This is a genomic window from Frankia tisae, from assembly GCF_025403405.1.
GTDB classification, from domain to species: Bacteria; Actinomycetota; Actinomycetes; order Frankiales; family Frankiaceae; genus Frankia; species Frankia tisai.
In genome coordinates this window covers 1-19,483 of record NZ_JANEZT010000087.1, presented here as the reverse complement: position 1 = coordinate 19,483, position 19,483 = coordinate 1, and the positions used below count along the sequence as shown (strand labels likewise).

At 70.5% G+C, this 19,483-nt stretch carries 15 protein-coding genes; 9 read left to right on the top strand and 6 right to left on the bottom strand.

Features of this window, described 5'->3' with window-relative positions:
* From NBZ85_RS32650 to NBZ85_RS11085, 3 genes are all read right to left on the bottom strand, one after another.
* Positions 1-2,913, bottom strand: a 2,913-nt coding sequence (locus NBZ85_RS32650; RefSeq protein WP_261561899.1) for an FtsK/SpoIIIE domain-containing protein, incomplete at its 3' end; no start/stop codon positions are given.
* A gap of 62 nt (positions 2,914-2,975) precedes the next feature.
* Positions 2,976-3,437: a hypothetical protein gene (locus NBZ85_RS11090; protein WP_261554725.1), complete on the bottom strand. Its 462-nt coding sequence runs from the start codon at positions 3,435-3,437 to the stop codon at positions 2,976-2,978.
* Entirely contained in the window at positions 3,434-8,593 is a 5,160-nt protein-coding gene (locus tag NBZ85_RS11085) for a DUF6531 domain-containing protein (RefSeq protein ID WP_261561898.1), read from the bottom strand. The genes NBZ85_RS11090 and NBZ85_RS11085 overlap by 4 nt, the downstream gene beginning before the upstream one ends.
* Positions 8,594-8,755: 162 nt before the next feature.
* Between NBZ85_RS11085 and NBZ85_RS11080 the strand changes: the two genes are divergently transcribed.
* On the top strand, positions 8,756-9,208 hold the full coding sequence (locus tag NBZ85_RS11080; RefSeq protein WP_261554723.1) for a hypothetical protein: 453 nt from the start codon (positions 8,756-8,758) through the stop codon (positions 9,206-9,208).
* Positions 9,209-9,406: 198 nt separating this feature from the next.
* Here NBZ85_RS11080 and NBZ85_RS11075 read toward each other — a convergent pair whose 3' ends face one another.
* Entirely contained in the window at positions 9,407-9,685 is a 279-nt protein-coding gene (locus tag NBZ85_RS11075; RefSeq protein WP_261554722.1) for a hypothetical protein, read from the bottom strand.
* Between the two features lie 501 nt (positions 9,686-10,186).
* Between NBZ85_RS11075 and NBZ85_RS11070 the strand changes: the two genes are divergently transcribed.
* The 4 genes from NBZ85_RS11070 (at position 10,187) to NBZ85_RS11055 (ending at position 14,457) form a co-directional block, all read left to right on the top strand.
* The gene (locus NBZ85_RS11070; protein WP_261554721.1) at positions 10,187-11,458 is read left to right on the top strand and encodes a protein kinase family protein; all 1,272 of its coding nucleotides are present in this window, start codon (positions 10,187-10,189) and stop codon (positions 11,456-11,458) included.
* A gap of 85 nt (positions 11,459-11,543) precedes the next feature.
* Positions 11,544-12,764, top strand: a complete 1,221-nt coding sequence (locus NBZ85_RS11065; RefSeq protein WP_261554720.1) for a serine/threonine-protein kinase — start codon at positions 11,544-11,546, stop codon at positions 12,762-12,764.
* 65 nt (positions 12,765-12,829) lie between these two features.
* Complete coding sequence (locus tag NBZ85_RS11060; protein WP_261554719.1) at positions 12,830-13,660, top strand: vWA domain-containing protein; 831 nt, start codon at positions 12,830-12,832, stop codon at positions 13,658-13,660.
* On the top strand, positions 13,657-14,457 hold the full coding sequence (locus NBZ85_RS11055; RefSeq protein WP_261554718.1) for a hypothetical protein: 801 nt from the start codon (positions 13,657-13,659) through the stop codon (positions 14,455-14,457). Before NBZ85_RS11060 ends, NBZ85_RS11055 begins: the two co-directional genes overlap by 4 nt.
* Before the next feature lie 21 nt (positions 14,458-14,478).
* Here the strand turns inward: NBZ85_RS11055 and NBZ85_RS11050 are convergent, their stop codons facing one another.
* The gene (locus NBZ85_RS11050; RefSeq protein ID WP_261554717.1) at positions 14,479-15,039 is read right to left on the bottom strand and encodes an HhH-GPD-type base excision DNA repair protein; all 561 of its coding nucleotides are present in this window, start codon (positions 15,037-15,039) and stop codon (positions 14,479-14,481) included.
* A 136-nt stretch (positions 15,040-15,175) separates the two neighbouring features.
* On the opposite strand from NBZ85_RS11050, the gene NBZ85_RS11045 reads away from it, so the two are divergent.
* Together NBZ85_RS11045 and NBZ85_RS11040 are read left to right on the top strand one after the other, a co-directional pair.
* The gene (locus tag NBZ85_RS11045; RefSeq protein WP_261561897.1) at positions 15,176-15,640 is read left to right on the top strand and encodes a winged helix DNA-binding protein; all 465 of its coding nucleotides are present in this window, start codon (positions 15,176-15,178) and stop codon (positions 15,638-15,640) included.
* Between the two features lie 505 nt (positions 15,641-16,145).
* Positions 16,146-16,934, top strand: a complete 789-nt coding sequence (locus NBZ85_RS11040) for a Fic family protein (RefSeq protein WP_261554715.1) — start codon at positions 16,146-16,148, stop codon at positions 16,932-16,934.
* 559 nt (positions 16,935-17,493) lie between these two features.
* Here the strand turns inward: NBZ85_RS11040 and NBZ85_RS11035 are convergent.
* On the bottom strand, positions 17,494-18,138 hold the full coding sequence (locus tag NBZ85_RS11035; protein WP_261561896.1) for a dihydrofolate reductase family protein: 645 nt from the start codon (positions 18,136-18,138) through the stop codon (positions 17,494-17,496).
* Positions 18,139-18,326: 188 nt separating this feature from the next.
* Between NBZ85_RS11035 and NBZ85_RS11030 the strand changes: the two genes are divergently transcribed.
* Both NBZ85_RS11030 and NBZ85_RS11025 read left to right on the top strand, forming a co-directional pair.
* Complete coding sequence (locus NBZ85_RS11030) at positions 18,327-18,695, top strand: YciI family protein (RefSeq protein WP_261561894.1); 369 nt, start codon at positions 18,327-18,329, stop codon at positions 18,693-18,695.
* A partial coding sequence (locus tag NBZ85_RS11025; RefSeq protein ID WP_261561893.1) for a sigma-70 family RNA polymerase sigma factor occupies positions 18,692-19,483 on the top strand: 792 nt, incomplete at its 3' end. The genes NBZ85_RS11030 and NBZ85_RS11025, both read left to right, overlap by 4 nt.

The following is a 19,483-nucleotide window of genomic DNA, read 5'->3' as shown; positions in this document are numbered from 1 at the left end:
GAGCAGCGTGAACGGTTCGAGGCGGACCGCGTCGTCCTCGGACGCTTCGACGGAGCCGGACGGGAAACCGGCCTGGAAGGCGAGCACCTGGTTGTCGACACGGGCCAGCCCGCGGCCGGGCACGGTGAACCGGGCGGCGTCCGGCAGATCGATGAGGCGCACCGAGTCCTCGACGTCGAGGAGCTTGAGGGTCATCCGCAGCTGGGTGTTGCGCTTGATCTCGTCATAGTTACGCACCGAGGCGGGGCTCTGCGTCGCGAACAGCAGGTGCACACCCAGGGAGCGGCCCCGCTTCGTCAGGTCGATGACGGTCTGCAGCTCGTCGGGGAGCTCGTCGGCGAGGATCTGGAACTCATCGATGATGACGATCAGTCGGGGCAGCTCACCGGCGATCTGCTCGATCTTCTGCACCCCGCGGGCGAACAGCAACCGTTCGCGGCGCAGCAGCTCGGTGCGCAGGTAGCGCAGCGCCCGCTCGGCCTCGTGCAGGTCGGTGTCGCTGACCAGGCCGACGCAGTGCGGCAGCCGGGTGAGCTCCTGCAAGGACGTGCCACCCTTGAAGTCGAACAGTCCGATGATCACCTCGTCGGGCGAGTACCGCGCGGCGAGCCCGGCCACGATCATCTTCAACAGCTCGCTCTTGCCGGATCCGGTCGCGCCGCCCAGCAGGCCGTGCGGGCCATGGCGGACGATGTCGAGCTCAAACAGCCCCTCCTCACCGACGCCCACCGGAATCGTGAGGCTCCCGGGGTCGCGGCGGGCCGACCAGTGCGCGTGGATGGCGTCGGCAAGCTGGTCGGACGGCTGCGCCAGATCGAACGGGACCAGATCGGACAGCCGCACCTTGGCGGGCAGCGGCACGTCCCGCTCGGCCACGAGCGGATCGTCGAGCCGCGCGAGCATCCGCGCGCAGCGGTGGGCGTCGTCGGCGTCGAGCGCCGCCGGACTCGCCCCGTGTACGACCCGGCCGGTCCTGGCGTCGGCCTGCGTGATCGTGCCGTCGGAGCCGAACTCGACCAGGGTGGTGGTCAGATTGGGGGGCGGGCCGTCCACGATGATCGCCGACGCATCGGCCGCGAGCGCACGGCGGAAGGCGAGGCTGGACCCGGGCCGCAACCGCGGGCCGTCGACGATCAGCAGGGTACGGACCGCCTGCACCCGCTCGGGGGACGCGGAAGACGACGGGCTGAGCACCGGGGCGCCGCCCCGGCCACCGTGGCCACCTGCAGCCCCGGATCCGACCGGTCCCGCGCCGGTAGGCGCAGGCGAGGCCGTCAGCCAGGCGGCGGCCTCGTCGACGGCGCGCTGCGGGTCGGCGGCGGCGTCGATGCGCCGTATCCGGGGTGCCCCGCCCATCTCGTCCCGCAGGTGCGGGAGCCACTTGAGCCACTCCCAGTCCGCGGTGTCCTCGACCAGCAGGCCGATCCGCAGATGGGCGGGCCCCTGCGCGCAGCAGGCCTGACAGATCGCCGCGCGGGCCAGGCCCAGCACCTCCGGCCGTGGGCCGCGCAGCGTCACGAGCTCGCCGCGGTCCAGGCTGAAGGTCAGTGGCACGGGAGTGAGGCCGCCCGCCCGCGCCACCCGGTCCTTGGTCTCGGCAGGGGCCTGGTCCATCCGTTCGACCGCCGGGCGCCAGTCCAGGTGTCCGACGGCGACAAAGACATCCAGGAAGTCACTGTCAGTCGGCCCGCGCTCCCACAGGGTGGCGGCCAGCTGGTCGGCCGCCCGCACCCAGTCGGCGGCCGTCGGCGTGATGTCCCAACGGCGGCGCAGCTCCAGGCGCCTGGCCTCGGCCAGCCTGGTGTCGAACGCCGCGAGCTCCGCCTCCCGCTCGGCGGCACTGCGGCGCAGCTCCCGGCGACGACGCAGCCGGCTCTCCACAAACGAGAACACGACGATCAGCGCGCCCAGGCCCGACATGAGCGCGTACGCGACCTGCCTGGTCATCGCGAGCAGGACGCCGGCGAAGACCAGCGGCGCGCCGAGGGACGCCCAGTTGAACGGGCTCGCCCGGCCCGGCTCCCGAGGCGTCGGCGGCAGCGTGACCACCCCCGGGACCGACGGCGGCACCGGGCGGGCGGTGCGGTGGAACGGCACGGTCGGACGGTGCTCGGCTGGGACGCCGAGCGCCTGGCCCGGCCGGGCCAGGCCGCCCGTGCGGGCCAGGCGCACGATGGTGCGGCCGGTGGCGAGCACGGCGCCGGAGTGCAGCACCTGGTCGCCCGCGGGGACGTCTGCGTCCACGGTCAGTTCGGCCGCGGCCCGTAGGCAGGTCACCGCGTCGCCGTCCACCGCGAGCTCCGCCGCCGCCTCCTCGACGCCGCCGAGCTCGACCAGCGGCCCGTCGAACGGATCGATGACCAGCGAGACCGTCTGCTCGCCAGGCACGGGCAAACGCCGCCCGGCGCCCGGACCGGCGACGACCACCAGCTCCCATCCGCCGGTATGCGACCCTGCCGGCGACCAGGGCCGCGGGTCCGGCGATGTGGGCCGTGCCTGCGATGTGGGCCGTGCCTGCGGTGCGGGCCGTGCCTGCGGTGCGGGGGTCCACCAGTCCGCATCCGGCGGGATCGCATCGAAGACGCCGGCCTTCGGCGCGGCCGTGGGCTCCCACCAGGCATCGGCGGCGCCGGGCTGCCAGGTGGACGGGTCCGGCGTGGCGGGCCCGCTGCCGTACCCCAACCGGTACTCGGCCCCGGGCCTGGCCGGGGCCACCTCGATGCCGTCGACGATGCCGCAGATCGCCACCGGGACGTCGGGCCCGAACGACTCCCCGTCCACCACCAGACCGAGCTCGCCGGGCGGGCCGAACAGGCGAAGACCCAGCTCCCGCACGGTCGCGTCCGACCCGACGTCCACCGACCAGTCCCGCGTCGCGCCACCCACGGCGACCGCGCGCACCCTGACGATCACAACTGCCGCACACCGCCCCTTCTCCTCGACGTCGCACCTTTCACCAGTCGCTCCGGATGCGATCAGACCGGCGGTAGGAACTCGGCGACACGTGCCCTGGTCTCGCGATGGCAGACCGGGCAATCAGGGATGAACGTGTGGGCACGCAACCTTGCGGGACGGTCCTTGCCGAGGATCGGGCTGCCGGGATCGACAATCGCAGCCCGCAGACGCGCGTCGCAGAACGGGCACGTGTAGTCCATCGGCTCGACGAGGACCGCTCCCGCGAAATCCTCCTCGCGCACGCTGCCGTCCGCGGCCCTCGCATCCAGCCCGGCGAGCTGCGTGCCCGCGTTCCAGTGCATCAGATAGTAGATCGGCGAGCCCGAGAAGAACCGTGCCGTGACGCGCCGAATGTTATCTCGAGACGCCCAGTAAGGATCTTCCCAGTGATAGTAGTTGCGGACCACATCATCACTTTCGAAGGGCACGCCTGCGGGCCAGTAATCGACTTCATACCCCACAATGTCGGCTTTAATTATCACCAACGCTCCACCCCGATCATGTGCCGTATAAGGATCTCAGAATCCGGCGAGTCCGGCATTATTATAGCATCACCTGGATCTATCGTCGTGGTGTAGATGGCACCGCCGTCGGCAAATCTCTTCGCGACGTTGGGATCCGCGGTAAAGGAGATCATCGACTTTTCCCCCAGATCTTGTATATCGGTTCCGAAGACGACGTGGGCCTCGGCGTAGGCCTCCTCGCTTCCCCAGGTCGCGACTCCTGCCTGGTGCGCCCGCTCGGAGGCCGCCATCGCTGCGCCGATATCGCCGGTCGAGGCATAGGCATGCCGGGCGGCATCACTCATAACCATGCCACTATGATTGAAGACTTCGCCTTCCAGGGCGTGGTGGGAGCCCCGGTAGATGGGGATCTGCGCGGCCGGGAGCTCCGGTGCAACACTGGCCTCCGCGGTTGCCAGGCCTTCCGCGCGCGCCACGGAACGCGCTCCGCCGAGCTTCCCGGCAAACCCTCCGGTGGCCGCGCTGAACGCCAGCTCCCCAAGCCCGAGCTGCCCCGGATGTACCATTTCCTGCATAGCGATGTCCTGAGACGCCCCGCCGACCGCGGCGCTGGCTGCGGCAGAGAATCCCCCCTTCACAAGCCCGCCGGCGATTCCACCACCGACGCCTCCAGCGATTCCGGTGATGGCAATGGATCGCGGATTGAAGTTTCCGGTGACGAGGCCCAGAGCCGCCGAGCTCCCGGCGCCGATAAGTATGCCGGCGCCGACCGCCTGCCCGCCCGGCACGAACATGAGCCCGGCTCCGGCGCCGATGACCACGGCGGCGCCGAGGCTCCCCCACGGGTCCTTCTTGACGTTGTCCCAGGCCTTTTCGAATATTCCCTTGCCGGCCTGGCTGCGATAGTCGCTGTATTCCTCATCGGTGAGCGGGCGCAGTCCGGTCGGGTCAACCATGCCGACCGGGTCGTTCCAGGCGAGGTGGTAGGGGTTTGCCTGGCCCGGCATGCCGGGGATGTTCGCGAGTGGATCGGGCGCCAGAAAGGAGCGGGTCTGCGGGTCGAGAACGCGTGCGCGTTGCCAGACCAGCCCGCCGAATGCCAGCTCACCGCGGTAGCCGATAGCGGCACTCAGGTCCGGCGGACTGCTGGGCGGGCCCGGTCTGCCCGCCGGCGCCACGACGGGTCGTCGAGGCGGATCGCCCACCGCCGAGCCGGCGCCGGTCACGATCGGCAGCCCCCAGACATCGTGGTCGCCGAGCGAATCCTGCCAGTCGAGCTCGAGCCACTGTCCGGATGCGGACCGGACCGTGCCCGCCCCCGGGCGGGTCCCCCTGTCATCGTCCCCGGAGAGGACCGTCCCGGATCGGGCGTCCCCGCCAACTGTCCGGGCGGCCTCGTCGATCACCCCGATGGCCGACGCGGCACGAGCGTACGTACGTCGGCCCAGACCATGGACCTGCCCCGGCCAGGCGACCGGGTCCCAGAGCACGGCCAGACCGTTCACCTGAAGCGGATCACCGAGGGCGTCGACCACCAGCCGGTCCACCCGAGCGGACCCCGGCGCGCTGGCCGGAACCTGCCGGACCTCGCGGAGCCGGCCCAACGCATCCCAGTCGTAACGGACCGCGCCGGTAGGCCCGTCCGCCGTGCACCGCCGCCCGGCGGCGTCGTAGCTGAACGTGGCCGGTGGGCCGTCGCCGACGCGGCGTTCCATGAGACGGCCGGCCGGATCGTAGGCGGACCGGATCACGGTCGCGGGATCGCCGCGGTCCTCGGCGATCAGGCGGCCGCCCAGGTCCCAGGTGAAGGTCCACAGGCCCCATGGCCCTTGAACCGTGACGAGCTGGCCGGCACGGTCGTAGCTGAACCGCAGCTCCTGCCCGCTGTCGACCACCCTCGTCACCCGACCGGCACCGTCGCGATGCACGGCCCGGCCGGGGCGGGCGGCGGATCGCCCGTCCGGGTCCCGCTCGATGACGCGGCGCCCGAGCGCCGGATGTGTCACCGACCGGAGGCGTCCGTCGTCATCGTGCTCGTACCGCACCGGCGTCGTACCGGCTCGCCCGACGCTCACGCACCGTCCGTCGGCGTCGTAAGCCCATTCGAGCCGGCCCGAACTGGTGGTGCGGGCGATCAGCCGTCCGGCCGTGTCGTAGGCCAGGCTCACGCGGACGTCTGGGTCCGCAGCGTACCCGGAGCCCGCGGAGACACCGGACAGCGTCGCCGCACTCGCGCCTGTGAGCCGCCCGGCCAGGTCGTGATCGTAGCGAAGCCGCGGGGTCTGCTCGTCCGGCAGGCCGCGTCCGGCCAGGCGGCCGGCGGAGTCCCACCAGTAGCGCGTCCCGGAGCCGTCCGCCTGACGCAGCATCTGGACGCGGCCGTTGCGGTCGCGGACGACGGAGGTGGTGCGGCCGAGCGGGTCTGTGGTGCCGGCCCGGCGGCCGACCTCGTCGCGGCGAAGCTCGTGGCGGCCGTCCAGCGGATCCGTCCATGCCGACAGCTGGCCGCGGGTGTCGTACTCGTAGCGGGTGACGGCGCCGAGGGGGTCGGTGGCGCTGGTCAGGGCGCCGCGGGCGTCGTAGGTGTACCGCCGGGTGGCGCTCTCACCGTCGGTGACAGCCACCGGCAGACCGAGGGGGTTGCGCTCGATCGTCGTGCGCCGCTCACCCGGGCGGGTCACCGCGACGACCCGGCCGTACGCGTCGTACTCCCAGCGGGTTTCCCGGCCGGCGGGGGTGAGGAGCGCGGTCAGCCGGCCCGCGGCGTCGCGGCGGTAGAGGGTGCGTGCCCCGGACGGGGAGGTGGTCTGTACCCAGCGGCCGGCGCGGTCGTAGCCGTAGGTCTCGCGGCGGCCGAGCGGCGTGGTGACGGCGGCGAGGCGTCCCCCGGGAGTCCACTCGAGTGTGCGCCGCCCGCCGGCCGGGTCGGTGACGGCCACCACCCGTCCGCGCGGGTCGTGCTCGTAGCGGGTGACAGCGCCGGCGGGGTCGGTTTCGGCGATGACGGCGCCGGCCGGGTCGTACGCGCGCTGCCAGACCCGCCCGTCCGGGCTGGTCCGGCGCACCGGCCGGCCGGCGTCGTCGTACTCGACCCGCCACTCGTGGCCCTCGGCGTCGGACGCGACGGTCGGCCGGCCGTCCGGGTCGTAGCCGCGGCGGAACGTCGCACCGGCAGGGTCGCTGAGGGCCACCAGCCGGCCGAGGCCGTCGTGGTCGAAGTGGAACTTCTGACCGTCGGGGGCGACGATCAGCGCGGTGTTACCGAACAGGTCGTACTCGAAGCCGAGCGTCGAGCCCAGCGGGTCGGTGACCTGCTCGACCCGCCCGTGCGGGCCATACGTCGAACCCCACCGGCCCCCGGCCGGGTCGAGGTAGCCGTCAGGACGGCCCGCGGCGGTGTAGTGGTATTCGCTGCCTGCCCCGTCCGGGCCCTGCTCGCGCACCACCCGCCCGGCGTCGTCGCTCTCCCACACCCGGGTCCGGCCCACCGGCCCGGTGATCCCGGCCAGCCGGCCGGCCGCGTCATAACGCAACCTGCTCCGCCCGCCGCCCGCGACCCGCACATCGATGAGCTGGGCGTCGTCGTCCCAGCGAAACCGGGTCGTGACGCCGTCCGGATCGACGACGCAGAGGGGCAGGTCGTCGTCGTTCACGGTGATCCGGGTCAACGCGCCCGCCGCGTCCACGATCTCCACCGGGGTACGCGCGATGCCGGCGTAGACCCATCGGGTCAGGTAGCCACGTGCGTCGGTGTAACCGGTCAGACGACCGAGGGTGTCCCACGACCAGCGCTCGGTGATACCGCCCGGGCCGGCGCGGTGAACCAGGTTGCCCTCGCCGTCGTAGTCCATCGCCCAGCGGGCACCGGAACGTTCCTCGATACCGCGCAGCCGCCCGGCGTCGTCGAACACCCGGTAGAAGGTGCGGTCCGCGTCGTCCACCACGCAGACCAGCCGGCCGGCCGAGTCATGGCGGTACTCGTTGATCGCCCCGCCCGCCGCGTCGGTGACCAGAGTGCGATGGCCCTCGCGGTAGGCGAACCGGACAAGACGGCCTTCGGGGCTGAGCTGGGTCAGGACCCGACCGGCCTCGTCATAGGTGGTACGGGCCAACGTCACACCGTCGGCATCAACGATCTCGGCGAGCGGGCCGGTCCCGGCACCGGCCTCGTCGGCGTGGCGGTAACGATAGCGGCGGGAGCCCTGCGGGCCGCCGTCGACGGCGACCAGATGGGCGTGGGTGTCGTAGGCGTAGCGCACCTCCCGGCCATCACTGGCCCGCACCCCCGTGACCAGGGCACGCTCGTCGTCCCACACCAGCTCGAGGAACCGGCCCGAACGAGGATGCGACAGCCGCGTCAGCCGGCTACCCGACCAGGCAAGCAGCAGCTCCGTCCGGTCGACACGCACCCGCACCGGGCGGCCGGCTTCGTCGTACCACCAGCTCTCCCCCGGCCCACGGGTGAAACGGAAACCCGCACCATCGGCGTGCAAAGTCGCGCCCAGCAGCGGCAACTCGGTCGGCCGGTCCACCCCCGGTCGCACCACCAAGGACCGTGCGCCGTCCAGGCCGCGCCACTCGACCTGCCCGTCACCGACGTCCAGCGCGGTGTCGGCCCAACTGGACCAGCCGCGCCCGTGCGCACCGAGCCGCTCGTGCCCACGAGAGTTGTAGGTCCGCCGCCAGCCGGCCGGCGCCACCCGACCAGGCAGCGGCAGGTCGAGTTCCTGCTCGACGAGATTGCCGTTCGCAGTACACACCGGGTCAGCCGCGAAACCGCTGTCCGGCGGCCGACCCAGCAACTCCGGAGCATCAACCGTCAGCGAGGTCGTCGGCAGCGAACCGATACCGGCCGCCTTCAGCCCGACGGCAATACGGCCGTCGTCGACCGTGACCGGGCCGGCGGCCGTGCCCGCCGAACCCCGGTCGGCGGCGACGAACGCATCCTTCACCGTGCCGACGAAACGGTCCCGCTCCTCGGCCTCGCTCAGATGCGCACTGAGCTTCGCCCACAGATCCGGATGCGAAAGACTGTACTGCGCCCCGAACCGGGGAACGACGTCGTTGTAGTAGGCCCGCACGCCGCTCGCCGCCGTCGACAGCGCCGCGCGGGCCGCGGTGGCGTCCGTGACATAGGTACCCAGGTCTTCGGGGTCCGCGGAGCTGGTGGCCACGACGGTCGTCCTTTCTTTCCCGGTCTCCGCCGGCTCGGTCTCGCTCCACCAGCTGTGAACCCCGTGGTTCCGAACAGATTCCGGCGGCGGTCCGGACCCCCGCGAAGCCAAGTGCCCTAGAATGCGCCGGACAGTCGATCAACGCCCGGGGGGAGGCCCACAATGGGTGTGCACGGCGGCCAGCATGTGGTTTTCGACTTCGACGGCGCACTTGAGCTGGCCAGACGACTGTGGAGCCTGGCCGACAGCGTCGACACCTTCCGCGGAAAACGGGACACCGCCACGACCACCGCCCTGCGCCACTGGCAGGGCCGTTATGCCACCGAGTTCCGCAACAGCATGACCACCGAACAGGGCAGCGACACCAACCTCAGCACCGCGATGCGGGACGACGCCCGCACCCTGGCCGCCCTGTGGAGCCAGGCGATGGAGGAAGAGGCGAAGGTCCGATACGCCGACCACGTCACCGAGAAAAAGCAGCACCGAAGCTTCTTCCATCGCGTCGAGGACGCGGTGTTCGGTTCCGACGAGGACTACGGACCCCAGCCCGGGCCGTTCGCCGTGCCACAGCCACCCACCTTCACCGCAACAGGAAACCTCCCGACCTACAACTAGGAACCTCGCCCTGCGTCGGCCTCTCGCGGCCGCACTTCCCACGGATGGTGTCTGCCGCGAAAGGTGCGGCAGACACCATCCGCCACCCTCCATGCACACGGTTCCTCGACGCAGGCACATCCCCGCGACGCCGGCACCCGCCTCACGCCAACAGAGTTCTCGAGGCCCGAGCAGAGGGAGCGACCGACGACCCGTCGCTCAGCTGCCGCCCGCCGACATGATGTCCGTGTTGATCTGGCTGACCTTCTGCTGCAGCTGACCGAGCTGGATGACCGCCCGGTCCAGCGCCGACTTGGTCTGCGGCCAGATGTCAGTGCGGAACTGGGCGGCGAGGCCGCCGTCCCAGTTGTTCGGGTCACTCAGCAGCTGGCCCTCGTGTTCCAGGTTCTGGATCTCCTGACTGAGCCCGGAATTGATGATCTGCTGCATACGCCCGATCGCGTCGCGCGCCGTGTCAGTGGAGACAACCCGAGCCATCGATCCTGACCCCCTCGGAAGTCGATTTTGCCGCCAACCCTAACATCATAGGCACACCATCCCGCCGGACGGCGGGCCCGACCTGGCGATATTGTCTCCTTCTTGGGTTGCCGCACCACAGTCCGGACGGCGCCTCTCTGGCCGCCCCGGGTAACTGATTGCGATTCGACAAGCAGGCGCGCCAACGAGCCGGCCTTGACAAGGGCTGCGTCCCTTGGGGGCTAACCCCAAGTACCACCTCCACCCAGCGGGTGGACGTTCCCGCCCGCGCTCAGCTACAATTCTTTGCACCGGGGGCGGTCATCCCATGTTTATCGTTGGGATGCGGCCCCGGCCAGATGGCTGCGGGTGCGCGGGTCATTCTGGATGCCGGCCGCCGCTAGGCCGGAGTTTTTCATATGACGTTGCTTCCGAGATCAGTGGGTGCGTTCATCCCCGGTATCGTCGCGCGTTCAGGTGCCGCCGGCACCCGTTGTTCCACCGGAGATAATGGTGAGTGGTGTGCGTAGCTGGCCGGATGACGGGCTGTTCGAGGCGGCGGTCGTCCGTGGCTCGTACCAGCATCCGCGCCTGGCTGGCATCACCTTCGACCGGGAGATCTCCGTCGTGCCCGGTCAGCCCGGTGTCGGCCGAGACGGGTCCGGACCACCACAGGAGCCGCAGGCGTCCGGCGCGCTGCTACACGCGCTTGGCGCATCGGCGGTCGTCTTCTTCGGCCGTCGCGGCCCGCAGGGCGTGGCGCTGCGCTGCCCGACCCGTGACCTGGGCGCCGGCGCGCCCCTGCGCTACGCGGAGCTGGTCGCCCAGCGGGCTGCCCATCCGTCCCTGGCCGCCGCGCTCGCCGAGGCGGAGTGGATCGACCAGGGCGTCGAGATCGACGGCACCTGGTGGCCGGTGATCGTCATGGAGCGGGTGGAGGGCCGGTCGCTGGCCGGCCAGGTGGAACACGTGCTCGAGAAGGACCCGGCCGGGCTGCGCGGCCTGGCCTGGGACTGGGCCGAGTTCGTCTCCGCGCTCGGGGCGGCCGACGTGGCGCACGGCGACCTGCAGCAGAACAACGTCTTCGTCACCGGGGACGGGCAGCTGAAGGCAGTCGACCTGGACGGCGTCTGGCTGCCGGCCGTCGCCCACCTGCCGCCGGACGAGACCGGCCACCGGCACTACCAGCATCCCCGGCGCCGGCTCGACGACTGGGGCCGGACCGTCGACACGTTCTCCGCCCTCGTCGTCTACGCGTCCCTGCGCGCCTTGTCCGCCGAGCCGGACCTGTGGGAGCAGTACCACAACGGCGAGAACCTGGTGTTCACCGACAATGATCTCGCCCATCCGGACCGGACCCCGCTGTGGGACCGCCTGAGCAGCAGTCCCGACCAGAGCGTCCGACGGCTCGTGCCGCTGCTGCGGGAACTCTGCCACGGCCCGGCCGACTCCAGCTGGGACCTCGCCAGCCTGCTGGCCATGCATCGCCGGGCCCGGCCGGATGGGTTCCTGCAGCAGGCCTCACTCACCCGGAACGCCGAGCACGACGATGACAACCACTGGTGGAACGAGCCCGAGGGGGCTCCGCCGGACCCCGGCGCCGCCTGGTTCACGCCCCAGGAAGGGGACGCCGAAGCTGCCGGCGCGCACGAGCACGACGACGCGGATGACTACGACGACGCGGACGAATACGACGGCGCGGCCAGGTCGGGCTGGGGGCACACACTCGCCTACGCCGCCTTCATCGTGCTCGCCGCGGTCCTCGCCGTGCTCCTGCTGGGGCTGGTCCCTTGAGGGCCGTTCCAGGGTCACCCGCGCCGCCGTCCCTCGCGCTGCTGACATCTGTCCCCCGGCCATCCGTCCCCCGGCCATCCGTCCCATGACCATCCGCGACGCAGAGGACGGCTCCGTGCACACCTCCCCGCCACCAGCGCCCCGGCGCCCCCGGCGCAGGACGGCCCTCGCCAGGCAGGTGCGCCCGTACGGGGCACTCACCGCCGTCGTCCTCGGGGTCGGTCTGGTCGTCGCGGTGGCCGGACTGTTGACCGGCGGGGACTCGACGCCCGCCGCGCCGCGCGCGCTGGTGACCGGCGACGCCGCGCTGGCCATCGACAGGGCAAAGAGGCCGCACCGCCACTATGACCTGGTGGTCCTCGTCGGCGACCCAGCACCGGCGAATCCGGCCCAGGGAAGGGGTGCGAACGCAATGGTGCGGCTGGCGGTCACGCCCGAGCAGGCCAGGGCGCTGCGCTCTGCGCCCGGCGGTGTCCTGCTTGCGGCCGGGAGCCCACGAAGCGTCGCCGACGCCCTGCCGCCATCCTTTGCGGTCGACGGAACCGACCGTCCCGGTGGGGGCGCCACGGCCGCCGCGATACGCCAGCTGCGCCCGGCATCCGTCCATGCGGCCGGGGACGAGTCCCGCACCCGTCGCGCGCTCCGCTGGGTGCTGCTGTACGCCCTGGGCGTCGCCCTGGTACCCCTGGCACGGCTCGGCCTCGCGACGGCCCGCGAGTCCGGTCGGCCGCGTCCCCCCGGCCAGCGCGGCACCCCGCCGGACCAGGAGCCGGTCGACCGGCGCCCCGACCGCCAGGACCCTCAGGACGGCCAGGACGAGCGCTGGGTACCCTCGCGCGGCGACAACCCCGTCGGGACCCGTATCCCTGGCTGGCGCCCGGACCACGCCGAGGACCCGGAGCACAGCGCGAGTCCGGTCCGGGTCGAGGATCAGGGCCGCCTCCAGGGCACTGGCCGCGTGAAGGACCGAGTCGAGGCCCGGGAGCTGGACCGTCCGCACGAGTGGGACGGGGAACGGACCCGGAAGGGCCGCGCCGCCGGCGAGGAGGTCGGCGGACATCCGCCCCTGCGGCCGCTGGCCCCGGTGGACCGCGGCTGGCGGCTGCTGGACGACCCGATCTGCCCGTACTGCAGCACCGATCACGCGATCATCGCGGACTACTACTGCGACCACTGCGACCAGGAGTGGACGATCGAGCCCGGCGAGCCCTGGCCGGACCTCCTGGTCGATCCGACCGCGCCCGTCCCGGTGCCCGCTCCGGTGGCGGACATCCGCCCGCCCGGCCGTCACCTCGACGGACCCTGATCCGCTGCGACCCGTCCTGACCCCGTCCTTCGACGACCCTCTGTCCCACCGCGAGGAGCCGGTCCGTGCCCTACTCCCAGTCGATCGACCGCACCACCCCGGGTTGCGTGATCTTCCTGTTGGACCAGTCCGACTCGATGAACCTGCCGGTCGGCGGCCGCCCCAACGTGTCGCGGGCCGAGCTGCTGACCGACATCGTCAACGACACCATCGCCATGATCATGCGGCGGTGCCGGAAGGTGCACACCGAACCGACTCCGCGGGCCTACTACGACCTGGCCGTGCTCGGCTACTGCGGGCAGGAGGTGCGCTCGCTGCTGGGCGGTCCGCTGACCGGCCGGTGGCTGGTGTCGATCCCGGAACTGTTCTCCTCGGTGCTGCGGCACGAGGAACGGGACGGACGTTCCAAGCCCGTCTGGGTGGAACCCTTCGCGTCCGGTCCCACGCCGATGTGCCTGGCTCTCAACCAGGCCGGTCGGCTGGCCAGCGGCTGGGCCTCGGGGCACCAGCGGTCCCACCCGCCGATCGTCATCAACATCACCGATGGGATGGCGACCGACGGGGACGACGACGAGGTGCGCACCTGGGCCGATCGGCTGCGCTCGCTGCACACCCGGGACGGGGACCTGCTGCTGTTCAACGTGAGCCTCTCCGACGGCCTGTCTGCCTCGGTGCGTTTCCCGGCCAGCCCCGCGGAGCTGCCCGCGGGCGACGAGTTCATCCGCCTGCTGTTCGACACCTCCAGCGAGATCCCGGAGGAGATGCGCAAACGGGCGGAGTCCAGCACCAACATCAGTCTTTCCGCCGGGTCCCGCGGTTTCGTGGCGAACGCGGCACCCGACGACCTCGTGCTGGCGCTGCGGGTCGGCACCAGCCTGACCGACGACCGTCGGTGACCGCCGGTTGGCGGGACCCCACGCGCCCGCAGGCGCCGCTGCGGTGCAGTGCACGGATCCTGCGGCTACCGAAGAACGAGATCGACCCGATCGAGGACGGCGCGGCCACGAGCGAACGCAACGGTCGGTTCGCCGTGGCCGACGGTGCCTCGGCCGGACGCGACGTGCACCTGTGGGCGCAGGCGCTGGTCCGCGCCTACGTCCGCCAGCCGCCCCAGGGTCAGGCCAGCGACGCCGACCTGCGGGAATGGTTCCTCGCCGTGGCCAGGCATCACGCGGCCACCCTTCCCCAGGCAGTCGGGCCCAGCTGGCTCGACGAGGGTCCCGGCGCGGTGACCAGCGCCTACGCCACGTTCCTCGGGCTGCAGCTCATATGCGACGACCAAGGCCGCGCAGGCTGGAAGGCCATTGCCGTCGGTGACTCCTGCCTGCTGCAGGTAACCGCCGCCGGTGTGCTCACGACCTTCCCACTCACCGCCCCGGAACAGTTCTCCGACACACCGCGACTAGTGCCGGGCCATCCCGACCTGCTCGCGGCCAGTATGGACTCCGCTGCGGTGGAACGGGCCTCGGGCCCGGTGACTGCGGGTGACACTCTGCTGCTCGCCACGGATGCCGTCGCCCGCTGGCTGTTCACTCTGGCCCTCCACGACCTCGGCGGGCTACATCGGGTCATCCGCAGTCCGCGCGACGACCTGCGCGACCATCTCGCCGCGCAGCGCGCTATCGGCGCAGTGGACAAGGACGACCTCACCCTCCTCACCGTCCGCCTGCGCACCAGTCCACGCAGCCGGTGAGGTGCTGGTGTGGTTGGCGAGCTACGCTTGGGCCTTCAGCTGTTTCTTGTAGTCGCGAACTTTGTTCCGGGACTCGGGGCTGGTGATGTCGGCAACGGATCGGTAGCTGTCCTTCTCGCCGAAGGGCGCGCATGCCTCCCGCCAGCCGGGCGGAGTGACCCCGAGCTGCTTGCCGAGCAGGGCAACGAAGATCTTGGCCTTCTGCTCACCGAAGCCGGGCAAGGCCGCGACTTGCCTGAGCAGTTGACGGCCATCGACCGCCGTCGTCCACACCGCCGCCGCATCACCGCCGTAGGAGTCGAGCAGCAGTCGGCACAGCGACTGCACCCGCTTGGCCATCGAGCCCGGGAAACGATGCAGAGCCGGCTGGCGGGAAAAGATCGAGCCCAGCTCATCCGGGTCGAACGCGGCCAGCTCGATGACGTCCAGCGAGCACCCGAGCCGCTTCGTCAGCTCATACGGTGCCGCGAACGCCCGCTCCAGCGGAATCTGCTGGTCCAGCACCATCCCGATCAAGAGTGCCAGCGGGTCGTTCGTCAGCAGCTCGTCGGCCTCGGCGATCTGGCTCAGATGCAGTCCCACACCATCACCGTAGCCGACCCCGGGAGCAAGGCGCGCCTGGCCACCTTGACCTCAAGCTTGGTAGAGGTTCTAGCGTGATCATTCGATGCGCCATGCGGCGGCGAGGACGCCCTACAGCACCGAAGGAAGCACTGACATGGCCACGGACATCAAGAAGTATCCGGACGAGGTACTGGCGGAGCAGCCGATCGGCTATTGGAGCGGCGAGACCTACCGTAGAGTCGTCGGCCGGATCCGCGCGGATCTGGCCACCGAAAGACTCGCCCAACCGCACTGGTGGATCCTCAACCATGTCGCGGGCAATCCCGAGGAATGGGACCGCACGCGCCTCATCCACCGACTCGCACGGTTCGACGATCTCAACGTCGATTTCGACGGCGTTTTCGACGACCTACTCAACCGCGGCTGGATGACTCAGACACAGGACGAGACCTTCGTCATCACCGAGTCGGGCGAGGCTGGGCGGACGCGTGCCGCGGACCGCGCCCATCGGGCGTTGGCGCAGCTCCATGACGGCATCGCCCCGCATGAGTACGTGGCCGCGCTCAACGTGCTACGACGCATGATCGCGAACCTCGGCGGCGACGCGGACCTGCCCTGAAAGAGAGTCAGTCTCCTTCCTGGGTAGCGAGACGTCCGCCCCGATCAAGGAGCCGTCGGCGGAGCACACCAGGACACCCACCTGGGCCGATCAACGCTCCGCAGCCGCCCGAGGTGGCATGATCATAAGGTGATCGTTCGCCCGGTCGTCGCCAGTGACGCTGTCGGGACGCCGCTCAGCTGAGCAGACTCCGGAGCACGATCACGATGGGGCAGCACAATCACACGGTGCGGCGGTGTCGTTGTGTCCTGTCGAGCGCGCATCGCGCGTGAACGCACCTGCGACGCGCTCGCCCAAGCCGCCACGATGAGCGGCGGAGGACACGCATCCGGCGTGTCGTAAGGGGCTCGCCGCTGGCCACATCGCCGCGCCGTCGACGTGCGGACCACCGGCTACAGCGTGCCGCACGGTAGGACGCTCCGAGATCCCGCGGTCCCGTATCGTTGGATCACAGGCAAGGCTCGCGGCACATGCCGGTGGCGCTCGGTCCCGAGGAGGTGCGATCATGGCGACGAGTAAGGCGATGCTAGGCGCCCTGGGATTCGCATGGGACCGGTCCGCCGTACGCCGGGATATTCCACGATTCTCGGTCGAGCGCGCCGTCTGGCGGTTCCACCGCTCGCTGCCGGAGTACGTCTGGGATGCCGCGGTACTTGAGGGAAACCCTTTCACCTACCCCGAGGTCCAGACGCTCTTGGACGGGATCACGGTCGGCGGGCGGAAGATCAGCGACGAACGTCAGGTCCTGAACCTCGCGGAGGCTGCGAACGAGCTCGCCCAGCTTGTCCGGACGCACGAGTTCCGGCTCTCCAAAGAGATCTCCGACAGGCTCCAGTTCCTGCTCGCCCGAGACGAGGCGCTGGAGTCAGGCCATTTCCGCGGCGAGGGCCGGGAGACACTCACCCCAGGTGTCAGCCTCGGACAGCATGGCCGCTACCTACCACCCGCCACCGAGCGCGGCGGCGAGAACCTGCGTCACATTTTCTCTCAGGGCCTGGAATTCCTGTCGACCGAGATCGACGCCGAGTTCGAGCAGGCGATCGCATATTTCCTCTTAGGTTCGTTTCAGCAGTTCTATTACGACGGCAACAAACGCACCGCGCGCTACATGATGAATGGCCACCTCATGTCCCAGGGCATGGATTCCATCAGCGTCCCGGCCGCGCGCCGCAACGAGTTCAACACCGAGATGGTGGACTTTTTCCGACGCAAGGACGGCACGGGGATGTTCGGCTTTCTGACGTCCTGCCGACTCGCCGCCGATGAAGGGGTCCTACCGCCAAGCAGCGACTAGAAGCACCCCAATGCCAACAGGGTGCATATCAAGACGCTAGCCACGTCGCTGAAGACAGCGACTCGCGAGGGCATGACGTAACCGATCTAGGAAAAAGCCCCGCCAGTCCCGGAGGACGGCGGGGAGAAAGTACCTATGACGCTACCGACGCAGGCTCCCGCACGTCAAACGCGGACACAGTCACCTGCGGTGGTCCTTCGTTCCGGCTCCAGCGGAGCCACAGATCAGATGATGACGCCATGTGGTCAGACGAGTGCGAATCGCCCGGTCCCGCTCCATCCTTCCGATACTGGGCTGATCCAGAACCATGCCTATCAGCAGAGCCAGCAGATCGTTCGTCAGCAGCTCGTCCGCGTCCGGGATCTGGCTCAGATGGAGGCCCACGAGAACACCGTAGCCGGCCCTGGACGAGCGGCCGTTGACCGCGGGCGGTTCGCCGCGCGGTCGGCTACGTGGCGCCACGTGACGGCTGCCCGGCGCTGGCCTGGTCCGAGATGAGGCGACCTGAGCTGCGTCACTCACGGTGGTCGCTCCCCAGCCGGCGCCTGTTGCCGCGTACCTATCGCCGCCAGAAGAAGTGGTGCACGACACCGCTCGGGCTTGGCACGCGTTCCAAGTGGTAGCGGTCGGTTAGCTCATCCGGGTTGTGCCAGAGGCGGAGACCGGTGCCGAGTTCATACGGGGCGACGGCGATGTGCATCTCGTCGATCAGGTCCGCGTCGAGGAACTCGCGAATGGTCGTGACGCCGCCGCCAATGCGCACGTCTCGGCCGTCGGCGGCGGCCTTCGCCTGCTTCAGCGCTTCGTGCGGCGTGGTGTCGAGGAAGTGGAACGTCGTGTCGCTCAGGGTGAACGACGGCCGAACGTGATGTGTGAGCACGAAGACCGGCGTGTGGAAGGGGGGCTCGTCTCCCCACCAGCCCTGCCACTCGTGGTCCGCCCAGGGGCCGCGGATCGGACCGAACTTGTTGCGCCCCATGATCTCGGCTCCGATGTTGCGGGTGAAGTCACGGACGACGTAGTCGTCGAGCCCTCGGGTGCCACCGGGATCGGTGCGGTAGATCCAGCTGTCCGTGACACCGACCCAGGCGAACAAGCGACCAGGGTCCGCCTGGCCGAACGGGTGCTCGAGGCTCTGCTCCTCGCCCGCCCCGATCCCGTCCTGGCTGATGTTGAAGCAGTGGACCCGGACCCGCTGTGTCATGGCCGACCTCCTTGAGCGTGGGCATCTCGCCTGTCGTGGCTGCGTGCCAGGTGCCAGGTGGTCGTCGCCGACGCGCCCCGCGCGACAGCGATGGCGAAAATTCCTGGCTGCGTAGTGTCGCGGGAGCACCATCGGCGACGACCACCTGGTGAGCTGCCACGCGGGTGGCTGCTCCCGAGGAGGAGACCGTGAAGTATCTGATCATCATGCAGATCGACCCGGCTGTGCTGGAGCAGCTCACCGACGACCAGCAGCGGCAGATCCAGGAGGGGCACGGCGCGTTCATCGCCGCCACCAAGGAGCGCGGTGAGTTCATCGCGACTCAGGCCCTCGCCGACCCCAGCCAGTCGAAGGTCGTTCGCAGCTCCGGGGGCCGGCCCGAGGTAACCGACGGACCGTTCGTCGAGAGCAAGGAGTTCATGGGCGGCTTCTATCTCCTGGACGTCGAGGACGAGGCCCGGGCGGTGGAGCTGGCCCAGCAGATTCCCGACGCCAACATCCCCGGCCTCGCCCTCGAACTTCGGCCGGTGATGTTCGCCGACCTGGGCGAGGGATGATCCCGGCTGACCCCCTCGGCGAGGGCCGGTGGCGCGAGCTCGCGCGACAGGCCCTCGCCCGATTGCTGCGCAGCTACGGCACCGCCCAGTTCGACCTGTGCGAGGACGCCGTCCAGGAGGCGCTCCTGCAGGCGTACCAACAGTGGCCGGCGCAGTTTCCCGACGACCCGCTCGGCTGGCTGATCGCGACCGCACGCCGCCGGTACGCCGACCGCGCCCGCAGTGACGCCCGGCGCCGCGACCGCGAGACCCGCGCCGCGTTGCTGCAGCCCCCGGTGGCGCCGGAGACCGTCCAGCGGGACGACTCGCTGCTGGTGCTGCAGCTGTGTTGCCACCCCGACCTGCCACGCTCCGGACAGGTCGCGCTGACCCTCCGGGCGGTCGCCGGGCTGACCACCACCCAGATCGCCAACGTCTACCAGATCCCCGAACGCACCATCGCCCAGCGGATCACCCGGGCCAAGCGGCGCCTCGGCGAGCTCGACCGGCTGCTACCGCCCCCGGAGCAGGCGGACGAGAGCGTCACCGCCGTACTCGACGTGCTCTACGTGATGTTCGCCGAGGCACACCACACAACCGCCGGCGCACCTCCCCGCGACGCGGATCTCGCCGTCGAGGCGATTCACCTGGCCCGGCTTCTTCGGCGCAGCCTCCCTGAGTCCACCGAGGTCACCGGGCTTCTCGCGCTGATGCTGCTCACCGAGGCCCGCCACCCGGCCCGGGTGGGGCCGGGCCTGTCTCCTATACACATCTCCGAGCCCACGAGACTAGCGCTCACCTCGTATGCC

What these genes read in the sequence shown, in the direction of transcription:
- NBZ85_RS11040 (WP_261554715.1), top strand. Translation starts at nt 16,146, where the DNA reads ATGGCGACGAGTAAGGCGATGCTAGGCGCCCTGGGATTCGCATGGGAC.
- NBZ85_RS11080 (WP_261554723.1), top strand. Translation starts at nt 8,756, where the DNA reads ATGGGTGTGCACGGCGGCCAGCATGTGGTTTTCGACTTCGACGGCGCA.
- NBZ85_RS11065 (WP_261554720.1), top strand. Translation starts at nt 11,544, where the DNA reads ATGACCATCCGCGACGCAGAGGACGGCTCCGTGCACACCTCCCCGCCA.
- NBZ85_RS11045 (WP_261561897.1), top strand. Translation starts at nt 15,176, where the DNA reads ATGGCCACGGACATCAAGAAGTATCCGGACGAGGTACTGGCGGAGCAG.
- NBZ85_RS11075 (WP_261554722.1), bottom strand. Translation starts at nt 9,685, where the DNA reads ATGGCTCGGGTTGTCTCCACTGACACGGCGCGCGACGCGATCGGGCGT.
- NBZ85_RS11035 (WP_261561896.1), bottom strand. Translation starts at nt 18,138, where the DNA reads ATGACACAGCGGGTCCGGGTCCACTGCTTCAACATCAGCCAGGACGGG.